The organism is Streptomyces sp. NBC_01306, assembly GCF_026340465.1.
In the GTDB taxonomy this organism is placed as follows: domain Bacteria; phylum Actinomycetota; class Actinomycetes; order Streptomycetales; family Streptomycetaceae; genus Streptomyces.
Genome location: NZ_JAPEPC010000001.1, coordinates 6,979,025 through 6,997,462, shown reverse-complemented (window position 1 = coordinate 6,997,462; position 18,438 = coordinate 6,979,025). Strand labels below are relative to the sequence as shown.

Sequence of the window (18,438 nt, the reverse complement as noted above, 5' to 3'; positions counted from 1 at the left end):
GATGCAGTTGGTGCGCCAGGTGCAGTAATGCGACTGATACGGCTGAAGCGCGGGCGGACGGTGAGGCCGGACGCCGTGCGGCCGGACGCGGTGAGGTCAGACGGTGGTGGGTCCGGGGCCGAGCAGGTCGAGGGCGTCGGCATCGGTGGCCAGGCCGGTGCTGAAGTACGCGGACTTGCGGCCCCACTTGGCCCAGGCGGCCGCCAGCACACCGGACGCGACCATCAGGACCGGCACCATCAGGGCGAACCAGCCGTTGTCGGCGCGGAGCGCGAAGTGGTCGGTGGATGTGGCGTACCCCCAGCACATATAGCCGCCCAGCGCGAACAGCACGGTCGCGCTCAGCGTGGGGACGACGACGGAGCCCAGCGCCTCCCGGCGGGCGCTGCGCAGCAGACCGCGGAAGCGTACGGCTGCCGCGAGTGCGGTGAGACCGTAGTACAGGGCGACGACGATGCCTATGGCGTTGACCGCCGCGCTGATCAGATCACTGACCCTGGGGATGACCAGCGACAGCACGGCGACCAGCGCGGCGATCGCACCGACCAGGAGGGTACCCGCGGCGGGAGTGCCGTACTTCGGGTCGATCCGGGTCCAGACCCGGCCCAGAGTGCGGTCGCGGCCCATGGCGAACATCCCGCGCACGGTCGGGATGACGCCGGACTGCAGTGAGGCCACGGCGGAGAACATCAGCGCGACCAGAGGGAGCGCCGCCAGCGGCTGGTGGGCCAGCTGGTTGCCGAAGAAGGTCAGCCCCTCGGCGCCGTGGTCGGCCAACTGCCGGGGCGAGAGCACCCGTTGGAAGGCCGTCCCGCCGAGCAGGAACAGGACCAGCATGGTGACCAGTGCGATCATCCCGCCCCGGGAGGCGTCGCGCGGGTCGCGGACCTCCTCCGAGACGCTGAACGCGGCGTCGAATCCCCAGTAGCAGAAGACCGACAGCACCATCCCCTGGGCGAGCCCCGAGAGGGAGGGGATGGTGAGGGGGTTGAACCAGTCGAGGGTGAAGGCATGGGTGCCCGCGAAGAGCCCGTACCCGCAGAAGCCCAGCAGTACCAGGTACTCGAACGCCAGCAGATAGCGCTGGATGCGGGCGGCGACATCGATGCCGGTGACCGCGGCGGCGGTGACACAGGCCAGGACCACCATCCCGATCAGGGTGGTCTGCAGGGTGTTCCCGGGGTCCAGGACGAGTCCGGCAGCGGAGTGCAGTCCGGCCTCGCCCGCCAGTTGCAGCAGCACCGAGCCGGTGACGGTGGTGGTGTACGCGAGGAAGACCACGGTGCCGACGATGTTCACCCAGCCGGACAGGAAGCCCAGCCACGGGCTGAGTGAACGCCCCACCCAGACATAGCTGTTGCCGCAGTTGGGCTCGACCCTGTTGAGACGGGCGAAGGCCGCCGCGATGCCCAGGACCGGCAGGAAGCCCAGCAGCATGATGATGGGCAGATGGAGCCCGACCACTCCGGCGATCAGGCCCATACCGATGCCGATACTCGATGTGGCGGCGGTGCTGGACGCGGCGATCACCACGCCGTCCACCACGCCGAGGGACTTTCTCAGGTCTGCTGTCATCGGACCACCACTGCTCTCGCTAGCGCCTCGGCAGGCACTGCCTTCGCCTGCCGGAGCCACATGGAAGCGCGCCGGCTCTTACCAAGTCAACGCTGTTGTCATAAGGTCTCGGCCATGACGGACGGAAGCGGACGGCAGGTCACGACCGGAGCGCGGAGGCGGCGCACCAAGCAGGGCACAGTGCTCTCGGAGAAGCTGATTGTGGAGACCGCGCTGCGGCTGATCCGGCAGCACGGCGGGGAGGCGCTGACCGTACGGAGGCTGGGCGCGGCACTGGGGGCGGACCCCAGCGCGCTGTACCGCTACTTCCCGAACACCGACGGGCTGCTGCTGGCCGTCGCCGACGAGCTGATCGGCCAGTCCTTCGCCGGGTGGGCGCCGACCGGGGACTGGCGGAAGGACCTGCGCGAGCTGGGGCTCCGGATGCACGCCGCCTATCAGGAGCATCCGCAGGCCGCGATGCTGGCGGCGCACCGGGTCACGGGGCGGCCGCACGAGGTGTACGCGGTCGAGTCGATCCTGGGGGCGCTGCGCGGTGGCGGCTTCCCGGACCCGGAGGCGGTGCGGATCTACCACAGCTTCGTCGACACCAGCCTCGCCTTCGCGGCACTGGACGCGAGCACCATGGCCCTGCCACCGCAGGCACGGGAGGCGGAGCGGCAGGTCTGGCACCGCACCTACGCTGCGCTGCCGGCGGGCAGCCATCCCCATATCGCGGCGACGTCGACGCTGCTGCTCGCGGAGATGCGGCGCACCGCCTACACGCAGAGCCTCGACCTGCTGCTGGAGGCGGCGTCCGCGCGGCTCGTCGTCCTGCGCGGAGCCGCTCAGCCGGAACGGGGAGCGAACGCCCCGGAGGCCAGGACCCACAGCCCGAGTGGTCCACGTAAGCCGGAGTGATCCACGCGAGCCTGAGGCGCGGTGGGACCTGAGCCGGGCCGGGCCGGGACTCCCCCGCCCTCAGCCGATGATCGAGAGCGGGTCGTCGAGGACCGGCTGCCAGGCCAACTCGGCGGCTCCCACCAGGCTGTTGTGCTCCAGCGTGCACGGCAGGATCGGCACCCCGCCGCTGCGCCCCCACAGGCTCCGGTCGGCGACGACCGCGCGCAGCCGCTCCGGGTCCGCGTCGAGCAGTTCGCGGTGGAGCCCGCCGAGGATGATGCGGTCCGGGTTGAGGATGTTGACCAGTCCGGCCAGGCCGAGCCCGAGGCGGTCGACGATCTCCTGTGCGGCGATCCGTACCCCCGGGTCGTCGAACTCCGTACGGAGAATGTCGCGGGACTGCTGGAGCAGCGAACCCTCGGGGCCGGGGGTACGTCCGGCCGCTGTCAGGAAGGCGAGCGGGTCGGTCTCGACGTCGAGACAGCCCCGGCTTCCGCAGTAGCAGGCGCGGCCCTCGGGGTTGACGGTGACGTGCCCGACCTCCAGGGCCAGCCCCGAACTCCCGGTGTGCAGACGGCCGTCGAGTACCAGGGCGCCGCCGACCCCGCGGTGCCCGGTGGCCACGCAGAGCAGGTGCTGCGCGCTGCGGCCCGCTCCGTGCCGGTGTTCGGCGAGCGCCGCGAGGTTGACGTCGTTGCCGGTGAAGGCGGGCCCGGTGATGCCTGCCGCGCGGACCCGGTCGGCGAAGATGTCGCGGACCGGGGCCCCCGCGGGCCACGCCAGGTGCAGCGGGTTGAGCGCGGTGCCCTCCGGTTCGGCGACGGCCGACGGCACCGCGAGTCCTGCTCCGACGCAGCGCAGACCGCTGTCGCGCAGCAGCGCGGCCCCCTCGTCGACGACCGCGCCGAGGACCTGCGCGGGGTCGGCGGAGACCGTGACGCAGCCGGGCGAGGTGGCGACCGCCCGGCCGCCGAGCCCGACGAGCGCGGCGCGGAAACCGTCCGCGTGCACCTGGGCGGCCAGCACGACGGGCCCGCCGTTGTTGACCGACAGCCGGTGCGAGGGCCTGCCCTGGGAGCCGGCGGCGGCGCCGGGGCGCGAGTCGACCTGGATCAGCCCGAGCGATTCGAGTTCGGCCGCGACCGCGCCGGCGGTGGCGCGGGTGACGCCCAGCTCCGCCGTGAGCACCGCCCGGGTGGGCGCGCGGCCCGTGTGGACCAGCTCCAGCGCCGGTCCCAGCGCGCTGCGGCCACGCTCCAGTCTGGTCCGGTTGGTCGTCACCTTGCCGTTCATGGGGGCGAGTCTCCCATGATCCCGGGCGGTGGAAGACGATCCGGTACCGCCCTTGTTCCCGGCCACCGCTCCCCCTATCCTTCTTTTGTGCCGAATCTAAACAAAGTCGGGACGGCGCTCTCGGGAGGCCCCGGCGAAAACAGCGCCGTACCCTCCCTGCTCCGTCTGCGGGTCATCCTCACTGTCTTCTTCGCCCTGGACGGCTTCGTGTTCGCCGGCTGGGTGGTCCGCATTCCCGCGATCAAGCAGCAGACCGGCGCCTCGGCGAGCGCACTCGGCCTGGCGTTGCTGGGGGTGTCCGCGGGGGGCGTGATCACGATGATGCTGACGGGGCGGTTGTGCCGGCGCTTCGGCAACCACCCGGTCACCGTCGCCTCCGCGGCCCTCCTCTCGCTGAGCATCGCGCTGCCGCCGCAGACGCACTCGGCGCTCGCTCTCGGCCTGGTCCTGCTGCTCTTCGGCGCCGCGTACGGCGGGCTCAACGTCGCGATGAACAGCGCCGCCGTCGATCTGGTCGCCGCGCTGCGCCGCCCGGTGATGTCCAGCTTCCACGCCGCGTTCAGCCTCGGCGGCATGGTCGGGGCAGGGGTGGGGGGACTCGTCGCGGGCCGGCTGTCACCGGCGTCCCATCTGCTCGGCCTGACCGTCGTCGGACTGCTGGTGACCTGCGCCGCCGGGCCCGGGCTGCTCCGGCACCCGGTCCCGGAGACAGCGCGGACCGCGGTACGGGACGCGGCGCCCCGGCGCCTCACCAGCCACACCGGGCGGCTGGTGCTGGTCTTCGGGACGATCGCCCTGTGCACCTCGTACGGGGAGGGGGCCATGGCCGACTGGAGCGCCCTGCACCTGAAACAGGATCTCCACGCGCATCCGGGGGTCGCGGCCGCCGCGTACTCCTTCTTCGCACTGGCCATGACGGTCGGCCGGCTCTCCGGCACCGCGCTCCTGGAACGTCTCGGCCTGACCCGCGCCCTCGTCGGAGGTGCGACCGTCGCGGCCGCAGGACTGCTGCTGGGGGCGCTCGCACCCACGGTCTGGCTGGCACTCGCGGGCTTCGCGCTGGCCGGGCTGGGGCTCGCCAACAGCTTTCCCGTGGCGGTGGCGCGGGCCGGCGCCCTGGCCGGTCCCGGCGGGGTCGCCACGGCGTCCACCCTGGGCTACGGGGGCATGCTCATCGGCCCGCCCGTGATCGGCTTCGTCGCGGACTGGCTGTCGCTGCCGATCGCCCTCACGACGGTGGCGCTGCTCGCCGCTGTCGCCGCCCTGATCGGATACGCCACCCGCAACGCCTCGGCCCCTGAGGCCGTCTGAGGTCTCCCGAGGTCCCCGGAGGCACTGGCACAATCGCCCGCATGGAACCCCTGCCGACCGACGTACTCGTCCCGGCCCTCGACCGCGAAGGCCGGCTGCTCGCCACGGCGGCCGCGCGGGTGGGCACCGGGGCCACGGTGCCCACCTGCCCCGGCTGGCACGTACGGGACCTGCTCCGGCACACGGGCGCGGTGCACCGCTGGGCCACGGCCTTCGTCGCCGAGGGACACACCGGCTTCCGCCGGGCCGGCGCCGGACCCGCTCTCGACGGGGACGAACTCGTCGAGTGGTTCAGGGAAGGGCACCGTTCGCTGGTGGCCGCGCTGACTGCCGCACCCGAGGATCTGGACTGCTGGACCTTTCTTCCCTCGGCGTCCCCGCTGGCGTTCTGGGCACGGCGGCAGGCGCACGAGACCACCGTGCACCGGATGGACGCCGACACTGCGCTCGGCGCCGAACCGGGCGCTCCGGCACCGGAGTTCGCGGCGGACGGCATCGATGAACTGCTGTGCGCGTTCCACGCGAGGTCCAGGAGCCGGGTGCGCACGGAGGTGCCGAAGGTGCTCCGGGTACGGGCCACAGATACCGGGGACGTGTGGACCGTCCGGCTTTCGGCGGGACCACCACGGGCCGAGCGCACCGGCGACGGCGCTCCCGCCGACTGCGAGCTGAGCGGGGACGCCGCGCTGCTCTACGCGACGCTGTGGAACCGCCGGCCGCTCTCCGCCGTGTCCGTCACGGGCGACGCGTCCCTGGCCCGGCTGTGGCAGGAGACCTCAGCGATCTGATCCGGGCGCCGGGTGGTCCGCGCGGTGGAACGCGACCGGTGCCCGGTGGCGGCCCGTGCGTTCAGCCCAGCCAGCCGGGGCGCACCAGCCCCGACTCGTACGCCAGGACCACGAGCTGGGCCCGGTCGCGGGCACCGAGCTTCACCATGGCGCGGCTGACGTGGGTCTTGGCGGTGAGCGGGCTGACCACGAGCCTGCGGGCGATCTCATCGTTGGAGAGGCCGATACCGACCAGGGCCATCACCTCCCGCTCGCGTTCGGTGAGTCCGCCGAGGCCGACGGCTGTGGCCGGTTCCTTGGAGCGCGCGGCGAACTCGGCGATGAGCCTGCGCGTCACGCCCGGCGAGAGCAGCGCGTCGCCGTCGACCACCGCCCGTACCGCACGCAGCAGTTCTTCCGGTTCGGTGTCCTTGACCAGGAAGCCGGAGGCTCCGGAGCGGATCGCCTCGAAGACGTACTCGTCGAGCTCGAAGGTGGTGAGCATGACCACCTTGATCCCGTCCAGCTCCGGGTCCGCGGTGATCTTCCTGGTGGCGGCCAGGCCGTCGAGCAACGGCATCCGGATGTCCATCAGCACGACGTCCGGCCGCAGTTCCCGTACCAGTGCCAGCGCCTCGGTGCCGTCGGCGGCCTCGCCGGTCACCTCGATGTCCGGCTGGGCCCCGAGCAGCGCCCGGAATCCGGCTCTGACCAGGGACTGGTCGTCGGCGAGCAGGACACGGATCACGGTGACTCCTTCGGTGCGGCGGGCGGTGCGGCAGGTGGACCTGCCGACGGGCCGGCGGGGGGCGCGGAACGGGGCTCGGAGCCCCCGCCGGTGAACGGGATGACTGCCTCGACCCGGAATCCGCCGCCGGGGCGCGGGCCCGCGCCGATCGTGCCACCCAGCGCGGCCGCCCGCTCCCGCATCCCCACCAGGCCGTTGCCGCTGCCTCCGGCGTCGTCCCCGGTGGCCGGCCCTTCGTCCTCGATCCGCAGGACCAACTGCCGCGGGGCGTAGGCGAGAGTGACCCGGGCGGTACGGGACCCGGAGTGGCGCACCACATTGGTCAACGCCTCCTGGACGATGCGGAAGGCGGCGAGGTCGGCGCCGGGCGGGAGGTCCCTGCGTACACCTTCGGTCACGGTGTCCACCGTGAGGCCCGTGGCGGATGCCTGTTCCACGAGTTCGGCGAGCCGGCCGAGTCCGGGGGCCGGCGCCCTCGGGGCCGCACCGGGCGCCCGCAGGGTGTCCAGCACCTGGCGCACCTCGCCCAGCGCCTCCTTGCTCGCGGCCTTGATGGTGGTCAGTGCGGTACGCGCCTGCTCGGGGTCGGAGTCCAGGAGCGCGAGGCCGACGCCGGACTGGACATTGATGACGGAGATGCTGTGGGCCAGTACGTCGTGGAGTTCACGGGCGATACGCAGCCGTTCCTCGTCGGCGCGGCGCTTCTCGGCGGCCCGGCGTTCGGCCCGTTCGCGGGCCCACTGCTCGCGCCGCACCCGGGCGAGCTCGGAGGCGGCGAGGATCGCCACCACCCAGGCGGTGACCGCCAGTTCCTGCCCCCAGGGGGCGGCATGGTCACCGGCGGGCGGGAGCCAGCGGTAGAGCCAGTGGGCGGCCAGGACGTGCCCGGCCCAGAGCATCGCGACGGCGGACCAGGCGGCGTAGCGGTGGCCCGCGACGATGGCGCCGAAGCAGCCGACGGCAACGGTGAGGAAGACCGGTCCGTACGGATATCCGGCGCCCAGGTAGACCATCGCGCAGGCCGCGGTGGCGAAGGCGGTGAGGACCGGGTACTTGAGGCGGAGCAGCAGGAACGCCTGCCCGGCCAGCAGCAGCAGCCTGGCCCAGACGTCGAGCGGGGCGCGGTAGCCGGCCTGCCCGTGGGCGGCGATGGTGGTCCCCACCAGGACGATCACGGTGAGGACCAGGGTGGAGCGCCACGGCACCCGGTGTGCGGGCGCCCCTTCCCATGGCGGCTGCCACCGGCCCGGGCCGCCGCGCTCCCGGGCCGGATGCCGCCGGGCACGCCCGCCACGGCCGCCACGTCCGGCGCGGCTGGCGCGATCGGCGCGGTCGGGTCCGCCGCGCCCGTCGCGGCCTCGCGCCGTACGGCCCCGGCCGGACGACCGGCTGTGCACCCACGGCGCCCCGCCTCTCAGGGGTCCGTGTCGCTCATCCGTGCCGGGCTCGTCCATGGAGGCAACGCTAGACCGGCGGGGGCACCCGGGACGTCAGCCCGGCGTGGCGGTCACGTCTACTCCCGGCGGAGTAGCCCGACGGATTCGGCGAGGTTCTCCACGGCCCGCTCGAAGAAGGCATCGCGGTCCGTCACCACCCGGTTGAACTGGCCGAAGACCTCGAAGGAGATGAGCCCGAAGAGCTGCGCCCAGGCGGCGGCGAGCGCGACGGCCGCGGCGGGCGGGAGGTCCGGGGTGATGTCCGCCGCGAGGCGCTCCGCCTCGGGCCGCAGCGCGGGGGCCACCGGCGGGAGCGCCAGGCCGTCGCTGCGGTACGCGTCGCCGGCGATGGCGATCAGGGCCAGGGCGACCCTGGACGCGGGGCCGATGGTCGCGCTGGGCGCGGTGTAGCCGGGGACCGGGGAGCCGTAGATCAGGGCGTACTCGTGCGGGCGGGCGAGGGCCCAGCCGCGTACCGCCATGCAGACGGTGACCCAGCGGGTACGGGCGGAGACCGCGCCGGCTCCGGCGAGGGCTGTCTCCGCTGTGTCGCCGATCGCGTCGTAGGCGTCGACGATGAGAGCGGTGAGGAGGTCGTCACGGCTCGGGAAATAGCGGTAGAGCGCGGAGGAGACCATGCCCAGTTCACGGGCGACAGCGCGCAGGGAGAGTTTCGCGGCTCCCTGGTCGGCGAGCTGTCTGCGCGCCTCGTCCTTGATGGCTGCGGTGATCTCGGTGCGGGCTCGTTCTCTGGCTCCTCGGACAGCGCTCATGGTGGCCAGTCTGCCAGATTCCAGATCACCGCCCCATAAAGAGAGCAGTGCTCTTGCTTTGGATCACCAATCAGAGGCAGACTGCTCTTGAACGAGAGCACTGCTCACACTTCACTCAATCAAGGAGATCCCCATGACCACCTATGTCAGGCAGCCCGGCTGGTTCACGGTCAAGGTGCTCAACCGGATGGTCGCCTGGCTGACCCGGCGCGGTGTCAGCGTCTGGGGATCGCGGGTCCTGGCGGTGCGCGGACGCAAGAGCGGCCAGTGGCGCCGCACCCCGGTCAACCCGCTGACAATGGCGGGGGGGCAGTATCTGGTCGCCGCGCGCGGGCACGTCCAGTGGACCCACAACATGCGCGCGGCCGGCGGCGGTGAGTTGCTGCTCGGCCGCAGATCGGAGCCCTTCCGCTCGGTCGAGGTGCCCGACGAGGAGAAGCCGGAGATCCTTCGCGCCTACCTGAAGCGCTGGAAGATGGAGGTCGGGGCCTTCTTCGACGGAGTGGATGCCGACTCGACCGCCGAGGAACTCAGCCGGATCGCCCCCGACCATCCCGTCTTCCGCATCACGGCGTCGGAGTGAGATCCGGCCCGGGGCACCGGCCCCGAGGCCAGGCCCCTTGCCCCGTTGTCTCCTGCCGCTTCGTTCCCCGCGCCGTCGCCCCGTACCTCTTGTCGCGGATCCGGGCCTGATCCGGACGAAGGGCTAGTCGACCGGGCTGACTTCCCTGCCCGCGTCCTCGCCGCTGCCCTCGGCGGTCTCGTCCTCCGCGTCCGGGACGGGTGCCTTCCCCGCCGTCCTGGCCGCCTCCTTGCGGTCCAGCACTCCGAGTGCGCGCTGCGCCAGCGGATGCGTACGGACCAGCTCGCCCAGTGACGTCGAGCCGCGGGTGATCCCGGCGAACGCCTTCCAGGCCGGCCGGAATCCGGTGATCGCCGCGTGCAGCACCACCGGACGGCGCTCGAACACCTTGAGCATCCGGCGCCCGACCGCCATCTCCACGCCGAGACCGGCCTTGATCGCGAAGGCGTAGTTCAGCGCCTGGCGGCGGGCGTCCACCGCGTCGTGCGCCTCGGCGACCCGGACCGCCCACTCACCGGCCAGCCGCCCCGAACGCAGCGCGAACGAGATCCCCTCACGCGTCCACGGCTCCAGCAGTCCGGCCGCGTCCCCGCACACCAGCACCCGCCCGCGGGACAGCGGCGAGTCGTCGCTGCGGCACCGGGTGAGGTGGCCGGACGAGACGGTCGGCTCGAAACCGGCCAGCCCCTGCCGGGCGATGAAGTCCTCCAGATACCGCTTGGTGGCCGCGCCCTCGCCGCGCGCCGAGATCACGCCGACGGTGAGCGTGTCGCCCTTGGGGAACACCCAGGCGTAACTGCCCGGGATGGGGCCCCAGTCGATGAGCACCCGTCCGGCCCAGTCCTCGGCGACAGTCGGCGGGACCGGGATCTCGGCCTCAAGACCGAGGTCCACCTGGTCCATCTTCACCCCGACATGAGCCCCTATCCGGCTGGCGCTGCCGTCGGCGCCGACGACCGCGCGCGCCAGCACCGTCTCGCCGTCGGCGAGGACGACTGCGACCGTGCGCCGGTCGGGCACGGCGGATCCGTGCTGCTCCACGCGGGAGACGGCGGTGCCGGTGCGAATCTCGGCACCCGCCTTCTGCGCCTCCTCGACCAGCCCCTGGTCGAACTCGGGGCGGTTGATGAGCCCGAAGAGCATCTGCTTGGACCTTCGGGTCCGGGTCAGCCTGCCGTTCATCGAGAACGTCACCGCGTACACCCGGTCCCGCAGCGGCAGTTCGAATCCCGGCGGCAGGGAGTCGCGCGACGGGCCGATGATGCCGCCGCCGCACGTCTTGTAACGCGGCAACTCGGCCTTCTCCAGGAGGAGAACTCTCCGTCCCGCCACCGCCGCGGCGTACGCCGCCGAGGCCCCGGCCGGACCTGCGCCGACCACCACCACATCCCATACCGGCTGGTCGTGTTCCGTGCCCGCGTCTGCGTTCTCGCTGCTCACGATGTGCTGCTGCTCCTGATCCGACCAGTGGCCCGTGCTTGTCGACGGCATACTACGGCGCGCTGCCGGCCGACCCCGCTGTGGGAGGATCGGTCAGCCCGCAAACGAACGCATGTGTGCACACACGTACACGTACTTCAACGTCGCACCCACGAGGAGCGTGCCCATGACCGCGAATCCGATTGCCGAGACCGTCGCCTCGCTGATGCCCCGCGCACGGGCGGAGCTGACCGAGCTGGTGGCCTTCCAGTCGGTCGCGGATCCGGCGGTCTTCCCCAGGAGCGAGTGCGAGGGCGCCGCGGACTGGGTCGCCGGGGCACTGCGCGCCGAGGGCTTCCAGGACGTCGCACTCCTCGATACCCCCGACGGCTCCCAGTCCGTCTACGGTGTCCTCCCCGGCCCCGAGGGCGCGCCGACCGTGCTGCTCTATGCGCACTACGACGTCCAGCCGCCGCTCGACGAGGACGCCTGGCTGTCCCCGCCGTTCGAGCTGACCGAGCGGAACGGCCGCTGGTACGGGCGCGGGGCCGCCGACTGCAAGGGCGGGTTCATCATGCACCTGCTCGCGCTGCGCGCCCTCAAGGCGAACGGGGGCGTCCCGGTCTCCGTGAAGGTGATCGCGGAGGGCTCGGAGGAACAGGGCACCGGCGGGCTTGAGCGCTACGCCGAGGCACACCCCGAGCTGCTCACGGCCGACGCGGTCGTCATCGGCGACACCGGGAACTTCCGCGTCGGTCTGCCGACCGTCACCGCCACACTGCGCGGGATGACGATGCTCCGGGTCCAGCTGGACACCCTCGAAGGCAACCTGCACTCCGGCCAGTTCGGCGGTGCGGCGCCCGACGCGCTCGCCGCACTGATCCGGCTGCTCGACTCGCTGCGCGCCGAGGACGGTTCGACGACGGTCGACGGGCTGGCCGCGGACGCCGCGTGGGACGGACTCCAGTACCCGGAGGGCGAGTTCCGCCAGGACGCGAAGGTCCTCGACGGTGTGGAGCTGATCGGCAGCGGCACGGTGGCGGACCGTGTCTGGGCGCGCCCCGCCGTCACCGTCATCGGCATCGACTGCCCGCCTGTCGTGGGCTCGACACCGTCGGTGCAGGCGAGCGCGCGGGCCCAGGTCAGCCTGCGGGTACCGCCGGGCACCGACGCCGCCGAGGCCACCGAGCTGCTGACCGCGCACCTGAAGGCGCACACCCCCTGGGGCGCACGGCTCTCCGTGGAACAGGTCGGCCAGGGCCAGCCGTTCCGCGCCGACACCAGCAGCCCCGCGTACACCTCGATGGCCGAGGCGATGCGCGTCGGGTACCCGGGCGAGGAGATGCAGTCGTCGGGCATGGGCGGCTCGATCCCGCTCTGCAACACGCTGGCCACGCTCTACCCGGAGGCGGAGATCCTGCTGATCGGGCTGAGCGAGCCCGAGGCACAGATCCACGCCGTCAACGAGAGCGTCTCACCGGAGGAACTGGAGCGGCTCTCCGTCACCGAGGCGCACTTCCTCCTCAACTACGCGCAGTCGAAGGCGGCGCAGTAAGCACGGCACGGTAAGCACGTTCGCACGTGGCTAGGGCCTGTCGTCAAAGTGCCGTCGTTGCCCGAAGGGCGGCCGCGCGGCGTCTGGTGCGTGCGATCGCAAGGCGCCGGAATGTTCTCGTAGCGGAGCTACTAGGGCATTTCGGCAACGCCGCGAGCGTGCGTGCCAGACGCCGCGCGGCAGGCGGCACTTTGACGACAGGCCCTAGTAGGGCTTGGTCAGGTCAGTACGAGCGTGGGTATGTCGCGGTGGCAGGTGGGGCAGGCGCCGGCCCAGACCGCGAGGAGTATCTGCAGCTCGCGGACGACTTGGTAGAGGCTCAGACCGGCGCCGTGTCTTTTGGGGCTCTGGCCAGTCGTTGCAGGGTGCAGAAGGCGTGGGCGACGGAGACGAGTGTGACGTGGTGGTGCCAGCCGTTGAAGGTGCGGCCCTCGAAATGGGTCAGGCCCAGGGCCTGTTTCATCTCCCGGTAGTCGTGCTCGATGCGCCAACGGAGCTTGGCGAGGCGGACCAACGTGGTCAGTGGAGTGTCGGTGGGCAGGTCGGAGAGCCAGAACTGGACCGGTTCGGGTTCGTTTGCCGGCCACTCGGCCAGCAGCCAGCACTCCGGCAACTGCGGGCCCTGGACCGCCTGACGGATCTCGCGTCCGGCGGGGCGAATCCGCAGGGCGACAAACCGCGAGTACATGCGCTTGAAGCCGCTGCGGCTGGTGCCAGGCCGCGAGCCCTCCCGCCATTGCACGGGTTTGGCCGCCTTCCGGCCTGCTTCCATGGCCAGTTGTTTCACCGACTGTGGTTTGTCCAGATACTTCACAACCGGTGGGCGTCCGGTTCCGGAGTACGGAACGGCCACGGGAACGGCCTGGCCGGGGTGGGCCGTGAGCGTCGTGGAGATCCCGACGACGTAATTCAGGCCGCGGGCCTGAACACCGAGCCGGAAAGCGGTGGCGTCGCCGTATCCAGCGTCCGCGATGGCCAACGGGATCTCAATGCCCCACGAGCGCGTCTCGTCCAGCATGTCCAGGGCCAGCTGCCACTTCTCCACGTGCCCGACATCGTCGGGAATGCCACAGGAGGCGCGGCGGGCGACCCTGTCCGGGTTCGCCTTCGGCGAGGCCGCATCCCACGTCTCGGGCAGGAACAGCCGCCAGTCCACCGCCGAGGAGGCGTGATCGGAGGCCAGGTGCAGCGAAACGCCCACCTGGCAGTTGGTGACCTTGCCGGCGGTGCCGGTGTACTGCCGCGACACACACGCCGAAGCATTTCCGTCCTTGAGGAAGCCGGTGTCGTCGAAGATCAGCGCGCTCGGCTGGATCGCCGCCTCCATTTTCCACGCCAGCCGGGCCCTGATGTGTGAGGGGTCCCACGGACTGGTGGTGACGAAGTGAGCCAGCGCCTGCCGGTTCCCCTCCTCCCCGAGGCGGGCCGCCATCGGCTCGACGGACTTCCGCTTGCCGTCGGTCAACAGCCCGCGCAGGTAGACCTGCCCCCAGCGACGTTGATCCTTTCTCGCGAACGGCTCGAACACCTCCGCCGCAAACGTCTCCAACTCACCACGCACACAGGCAATCTCGTCCGGAGTCACACCCTCTCAACGCCGGACCACACCCAACGGACACGCTCCACCACCATCAACATGACCAAGCCCTACTAGTGCTGTGACCGGGATGGTTCACCGTGGTCGGGAGACGGCTCACGGGACGAGCGCGGTCCGCGAGGCGACTGGTATTACTGGTGCATGCAGGAAGAAACCGCGCGGTCCGCGATCGACACGTTCATCTCCGCGTTCAACGCCTCGGACGACAGCTATGTGACTGCACTGCTCTCCCAGGCCCTCACCTCGGACGTGGTCTTCTGGGGACCGTTGGGCCGCAGTGAGGGGATCGAGGCGGTCGAGCGGTTCGTGCTGGACATCCGGCGCCACCCCGCGGGGACCGGCACGATGGTGCGCTGTTCGGCGGTGGACATGCCGGACGAGTGGGCCCGGTACCAGTGGGTCTTCACGACGCCGGATGGAGGCCCCCGCCTGGCGGGAACGGACGTCGTCCATCTGCGGCGGAGCCTCATCGACCAGGTCATCGTCTTCGCGGGGGAGATCGAGCCGTCCGCCTCCTGAGCCATTCTCCTCTGGCGCCGCCCTTCTCCTGAACCGGCCCCGTTCGGGGCTCCGGGTCTGCCCAGCCGAGATCATCTTCACAACGCTTCGGTCGTCCGCGCTTGGCCACGAGCGGACCGATGATGCGCTGTGGCTGTGTAAGTTCGCGGTTGGTCAGGCTGCGGTGTTGAGGGGGCGTCCGCCCCAACGGATGCCCTTCTCGCTTCGGATGCGGGCGCGTTCCTTGCGTTCGGCGGCCAGGACGTCGCGGTGGCGGGCGTTGGCGTTGGGCCAGCGTAGATAGGCGTGCAGGGCTCGTGTCTGCACGTAGCGACCAGCGAGTGAAAGGCTGGCCGAGCTTGGTGGGGTGGGTGGTGGCCGTCTGGACGACGAAGTCCTCGTCGTCATCGCTGAGCAGGCGGGGACGGCTTCCCGCCCACCGAGGGTCCAGGCAGGCCAGGCCGATCTCGTTGAACCGGTGGATCAATCGCGCACGGTGTCCTCGTCGGCCGCCACCAGCCGGGCGATCACCGGCACCCGATTCCCGCCGGCCGAGGCCAGCAGCATCATCGCGCGCCGATAGCGCACCGAGTTGGTGCTGCCCCGGCGCACGATCTGCTGCACCCGCCGCCCCTCCTGGTCGGTCAGTCTGCGCACACGGACCGGCTCGGCCACCGCGCCTCCAGCAGTCGGATCGGACGTCACCGCACATCCAACCGCCACGACGACCAACCCGGCGAACCTATGCGGTCACAGCACTAGCCGGCCGGCTCCGCCACGGGGCGCCGGGCGAAGGCCGGGGCGTGCTCCGGGCGCGGGCCGAACGCGACCAGGCGGGTGGGGAATTGGCGGAACCCGGGCAGGTACCGGGTGGCCAGGACAATCGAGGTGGGCGGGCCGACTCGGCGGCCGGTGAGGACCGGGGCGAAGAACCCGTCGTGCAGCATCAGCTGTACGCGTTGCATGATCACCGTGGGCCGCCACCGCCGCCGCTGGACCTTTGCCAGGTCGGCGGTGGTCAGCCGGTTCCGGCGCAGTGGTTCGGCGAGCAGCGTGGCCGCCGCGACCGCGTCCTGGATGGCGAGGTTGATCCCCATTCCGCCGGCCGGGGACATCGCGTGGGCGGCGTCGCCGATCAGCAGAAGGCCGTCGGCGTACCAGCGCGGAAGCCGGTTGAGCCGGACGTCGAGCAGGTGGACGTCGTCCATGCCCGGCAGCTGGTCGACGCGGTCCGCGTACTGCGGCATCAGGTCGGCGATCCGCGCCCGGAAGCGTTCGGCGCCTTCGGTGCGCAGCCGGGCATCGGATCCCTTCGTGGTGAAGTACGCGATCTGGAAGTAGTCGTTCCTGGTGAGGCTCAGGGCGAACTCGCCGGCGCGGAACGCGGCGACCTGCCGGGGCTCCTGGGCCTGCTCCGCGGCATGCCTGGGCAGCCGGAACCACCAGGTGTCGAACGGGACCGGGAACTCCTGCGGCACCAGACCGGCGTCCTGGCGCAGTGCGGAGTGGCGGCCGTCGGCCGCGACGGTGAGGGCGGCGCGGATCTCGCCCTCTTCGCCGCCCTGAGTGCGGTAGCGGACGCCGACGACCTTGCCGCCCTCCCGGATCAGCCCGGTCGCCACGGTATTCATCCGCAGGGTGAACGACGGCTCGCGCCGGGCCTCCTGGGCAAGCAGGTCGAGCAGGTCCCACTGCGGGACCATCGCGATGTAGTTGTACGGCGCCGGCAGGGCCTCGAAGGCGGTCAGCCGCATACGGCCGCCGTCCGACGTGGGCACCACCATGTTGCTGAGCTTGCTCTGCGGCAGCGAGGCGAACTCCCGGCCCAGGCCCAGCTCGTCCATCAGTCGCACGGTGGACGCGTGGACGGTGTCACCGCGGAAGTCGCGCAGGAAGTCGCCGTGCTTCTCCAGCACGGTCACCTCGATTCCGCCCCGCGCCAGCAGCAGGCCCAGCATCATGCCTGCCGGTCCGCCCCCGGAGATGACGACACTCATGGCACTCTCCCCACATTCCGAGTGGAACTCCTATAGAGAGAGTCTTTGGAACGGTGTCAGATGTCAAGCAGTACCATGTTTCACATGCAGGACCATGAGCAGATGCGGGATCTGGTGGCCGCCGCCCTGGCGGCGGCGGAGGCACGCGGCCGGGACGTCGCGGACGTCCCGCTGACAGTGATCGCTGCGGCGGCCGGCGTCTCCCGCAGCACGCTGCTGCGCCGGCTGGGCGGCTCACGGGCCGCGCTGGACGAGGCGGTCCGGCGGGCGGGCGTCGACCCCGGCGGCCGGCGGCCGGTCCGCGAGCGCGCGATCGAGGCGGCGGCGCAGCTCGTCGCCGAGCGGGGCCTCGGCGCGATGACCCTGGACGCCGTCGCGGAGCGGGCCGTGTGCTCGCTTCCCAGCTTGCACACGGTCTTCGACGGCCGCGACGGCCTGCTCGGAGCCGTCTACGAACGCTACGGCCCGCTACCCGGCCTGGAAGCCCTGACCGCCGACCCGCCGGAGCGCCTGGAGGACACGGTGCGGGCGCTCCACCGGGCCGTGATCACGGCGTTCGACCGTGAACCGCGCGTGCTCCCGGCGATCTTCGCGGACCTCTTCAGCCGACCCGACGGGCCCGCCGCGCGAGCGACGCGGGCGTATCTCCCGCGCCTGTTCGACAGCCTCGCCCGGCTCCTGCTGCCGCACGTGGAGACGGGCCGGATACGACCACTGCCGCTCCCGGTCCTGGTCCAACTCCTGCTGGGCCCGATGATCACCCACATCCTCACACGACCGGTCCTCGAACCCATGGAGAGCCTTGACCTCCCACCCGTGAACGAAGTCTGCGAACTCTTCACCGAGGCATACCTGCGTGCGGTCACACGGCAGGAATAGCGAGGAAGAGGAATACGGGAGCCCGTCCGTACCGGGCCGCAAGAGGCACTGCGGATGCGGCCGGGGCGCCCGTCAGCCGACCGGCACCCCGGCCTCCAGGTTGAGGACGGCTGAGCGTTCCCGGGCGCGCAGCGCCCAGCGCAGCCGCTGGTACCGGATGGGAGGCAGCAGGTGCGCCGCCTGCTGTTCGCTGACGAAGCGCCAGCCGCGCAGTTCGGAGCCGGGCAGCAGCAGCCGCCCGGCTGCGGCGGAGTCGAGGCGGCCGCCGTCGAAGAGGAGCCGCAGACCGCCGTAGCCGGGGGGCTTCGGCGGCTCCCAGTCGACCACCAGGAGTCTGGGCACCTGCCCGAGGTGTATCCCTATCTCCTCCGCCACCTCCCGGATCCCCGCCTGCGCCGGGGCCTCGCCGTTCTCGACCACCCCGCCGGGGAACTCCCAGCCCGGCTTGTACGTCGGGTCGACGAGCAGCACCCTGTCCTGCTCGTCGAAGAGGAGAACGCCCGCGGCGAGCGTCTCGGAGGTGGGCTCCGGGGTCTGGACGATCTCGCAGGGCCCGGCGGCCCCGGAGCGCAGCGCCTCGGCGATCCGCTCCGCGGTCCCGGCGGGGGTCAGCGTGGTGTTGTCGACGGTGTGGGCGTCGGCGGTGAGCCAGCCGAGCGCCGTCCGGTACGGCTCGATGTGCTCGTAGGACCACTGCCGGACGCGTTCGCTGCCCTCCGGGTCGTCGGGCAGCTCGACGCGCCCGGCGATCCGTTCCCGCAGGATCGTTTCCTCTGTTGTCAGCAGCACATGACAGACCGGAATGCGGCGGGAGGCGAGCCCGCCGAAGATCTCGTCGCGGTACTCCTGTCTCAGCAGCGTCATCGGCACCACCAGCACCCCGCCGACATCGGCGAGGAGTGCTGCCGCGGTATCGGCCACCATGCGCCGCCAGACCGGCAGGTCCTGGAAGTCGTTCACCTCGGCCAGTCTCTTCTGCGGCAGCAGGAGACGCAGCGCCCCGCCGAGCACCTCGGGGTCGTAGAAGGTGCTGTTCGGGATCAGATCGATCAGTTCCCGCGCGGTGCTGGTCTTGCCCGCACTGAACGCACCGTTGATCCAGACGATCACGGTTCCCCCTCTTCG

17 protein-coding genes and 1 pseudogene are annotated in these 18,438 nt (G+C 71.6%); 7 read left to right on the top strand and 11 right to left on the bottom strand.

The genetic code is table 11. From position 1 onward, the window contains the following. Positions 1–96 precede the first annotated feature (96 nt). Positions 97–1,575 carry an APC family permease gene (locus tag OG385_RS31000; RefSeq protein ID WP_266859770.1) on the bottom strand — a complete coding sequence of 493 codons (1,479 nt, stop codon included), beginning with the start codon at positions 1,573–1,575 and terminating at the stop codon, positions 97–99. A 114-nt stretch (positions 1,576–1,689) separates the two neighbouring features. On the opposite strand from OG385_RS31000, the gene OG385_RS30995 reads away from it, so the two are divergent. Next, positions 1,690–2,475 carry a TetR/AcrR family transcriptional regulator gene (locus OG385_RS30995; protein WP_266859768.1) on the top strand — a complete coding sequence of 262 codons (786 nt, stop codon included), beginning with the start codon at positions 1,690–1,692 and terminating at the stop codon, positions 2,473–2,475. A gap of 60 nt (positions 2,476–2,535) precedes the next feature. Here OG385_RS30995 and OG385_RS30990 read toward each other — a convergent pair whose 3' ends face one another. Next, entirely contained in the window at positions 2,536–3,750 is a 1,215-nt protein-coding gene (locus OG385_RS30990) for an ROK family protein (protein ID WP_266859766.1), read from the bottom strand. 87 nt (positions 3,751–3,837) lie between these two features. Between OG385_RS30990 and OG385_RS30985 the strand changes: the two genes are divergently transcribed. Together OG385_RS30985 and OG385_RS30980 are read left to right on the top strand one after the other, a co-directional pair. After that, entirely contained in the window at positions 3,838–5,061 is a 1,224-nt protein-coding gene (locus OG385_RS30985; protein WP_266859764.1) for an MFS transporter, read from the top strand. Positions 5,062–5,102: 41 nt separating this feature from the next. Beyond that, the gene (locus OG385_RS30980; protein ID WP_266859762.1) at positions 5,103–5,849 is read left to right on the top strand and encodes a maleylpyruvate isomerase family mycothiol-dependent enzyme; all 747 of its coding nucleotides are present in this window, start codon (positions 5,103–5,105) and stop codon (positions 5,847–5,849) included. 61 nt (positions 5,850–5,910) lie between these two features. On the opposite strand, the gene OG385_RS30975 is transcribed toward OG385_RS30980, so the two are convergent. The 3 genes from OG385_RS30975 to OG385_RS30965 all read right to left on the bottom strand — a co-directional run bounded on the left by OG385_RS30975 (position 5,911) and on the right by OG385_RS30965 (position 8,785). Further along, positions 5,911–6,576, bottom strand: coding sequence for a response regulator transcription factor (locus OG385_RS30975; protein ID WP_266859760.1), 666 nt, complete (start codon positions 6,574–6,576; stop codon positions 5,911–5,913). Beyond that, positions 6,573–7,781, bottom strand: a complete 1,209-nt coding sequence (locus OG385_RS30970; protein WP_266859758.1) for a sensor histidine kinase — start codon at positions 7,779–7,781, stop codon at positions 6,573–6,575. Before OG385_RS30970 ends, OG385_RS30975 begins: the two co-directional genes overlap by 4 nt. 308 nt (positions 7,782–8,089) lie before the next feature. After that, positions 8,090–8,785 carry a TetR/AcrR family transcriptional regulator gene (locus tag OG385_RS30965; protein WP_266859756.1) on the bottom strand — a complete coding sequence of 232 codons (696 nt, stop codon included), beginning with the start codon at positions 8,783–8,785 and terminating at the stop codon, positions 8,090–8,092. 133 nt (positions 8,786–8,918) lie between these two features. Here OG385_RS30965 and OG385_RS30960 point away from each other — a divergent pair, with 133 nt between their 5' ends. Further along, on the top strand, positions 8,919–9,368 hold the full coding sequence (locus tag OG385_RS30960; RefSeq protein WP_266859754.1) for a nitroreductase/quinone reductase family protein: 450 nt from the start codon (positions 8,919–8,921) through the stop codon (positions 9,366–9,368). Between the two features lie 123 nt (positions 9,369–9,491). On the opposite strand, the gene OG385_RS30955 is transcribed toward OG385_RS30960, so the two are convergent. Then, a complete protein-coding gene (locus OG385_RS30955; RefSeq protein ID WP_266859752.1) occupies positions 9,492–10,808 on the bottom strand; it encodes a geranylgeranyl reductase family protein in 1,317 nt (438 codons plus the stop codon). Positions 10,809–10,974: 166 nt separating this feature from the next. Here OG385_RS30955 and OG385_RS30950 point away from each other — a divergent pair, with 166 nt between their 5' ends. Further along, positions 10,975–12,342: a dipeptidase gene (locus OG385_RS30950; RefSeq protein WP_266859750.1), complete on the top strand. Its 1,368-nt coding sequence runs from the start codon at positions 10,975–10,977 to the stop codon at positions 12,340–12,342. Between the two features lie 319 nt (positions 12,343–12,661). On the opposite strand, the gene OG385_RS30945 is transcribed toward OG385_RS30950, so the two are convergent. Next, the gene (locus tag OG385_RS30945; RefSeq protein ID WP_266850846.1) at positions 12,662–13,927 is read right to left on the bottom strand and encodes an IS701 family transposase; all 1,266 of its coding nucleotides are present in this window, start codon (positions 13,925–13,927) and stop codon (positions 12,662–12,664) included. A 153-nt stretch (positions 13,928–14,080) separates the two neighbouring features. Between OG385_RS30945 and OG385_RS30940 the strand changes: the two genes are divergently transcribed. Then, positions 14,081–14,458 (top strand): nuclear transport factor 2 family protein, encoded by a 378-nt coding sequence (locus tag OG385_RS30940; RefSeq protein WP_024757633.1) that lies wholly within the window; start codon positions 14,081–14,083, stop codon positions 14,456–14,458. Between the two features lie 153 nt (positions 14,459–14,611). On the opposite strand, the gene OG385_RS37410 is transcribed toward OG385_RS30940, so the two are convergent. From OG385_RS37410 to OG385_RS30930, 3 genes and pseudogenes are all read right to left on the bottom strand, one after another. Further along, positions 14,612–14,764: a hypothetical protein gene (locus tag OG385_RS37410; protein WP_323183912.1), complete on the bottom strand. Its 153-nt coding sequence runs from the start codon at positions 14,762–14,764 to the stop codon at positions 14,612–14,614. After that, positions 14,763–15,112, bottom strand: a pseudogene (locus OG385_RS30935) (transposase); the annotation flags it as partial. The pseudogene OG385_RS30935 and the gene OG385_RS37410, both read right to left, overlap by 2 nt. Before the next feature lie 83 nt (positions 15,113–15,195). After that, on the bottom strand, positions 15,196–16,434 hold the full coding sequence (locus tag OG385_RS30930) for an FAD-dependent oxidoreductase (RefSeq protein WP_266859748.1): 1,239 nt from the start codon (positions 16,432–16,434) through the stop codon (positions 15,196–15,198). A gap of 84 nt (positions 16,435–16,518) precedes the next feature. On the opposite strand from OG385_RS30930, the gene OG385_RS30925 reads away from it, so the two are divergent. Then, positions 16,519–17,313, top strand: a complete 795-nt coding sequence (locus OG385_RS30925; RefSeq protein WP_266859746.1) for a TetR/AcrR family transcriptional regulator — start codon at positions 16,519–16,521, stop codon at positions 17,311–17,313. A 72-nt stretch (positions 17,314–17,385) separates the two neighbouring features. Here OG385_RS30925 and OG385_RS30920 read toward each other — a convergent pair whose 3' ends face one another. Beyond that, on the bottom strand, positions 17,386–18,423 hold the full coding sequence (locus tag OG385_RS30920; protein WP_266859745.1) for an NUDIX domain-containing protein: 1,038 nt from the start codon (positions 18,421–18,423) through the stop codon (positions 17,386–17,388). Positions 18,424–18,438: the final 15 nt, after the last annotated feature.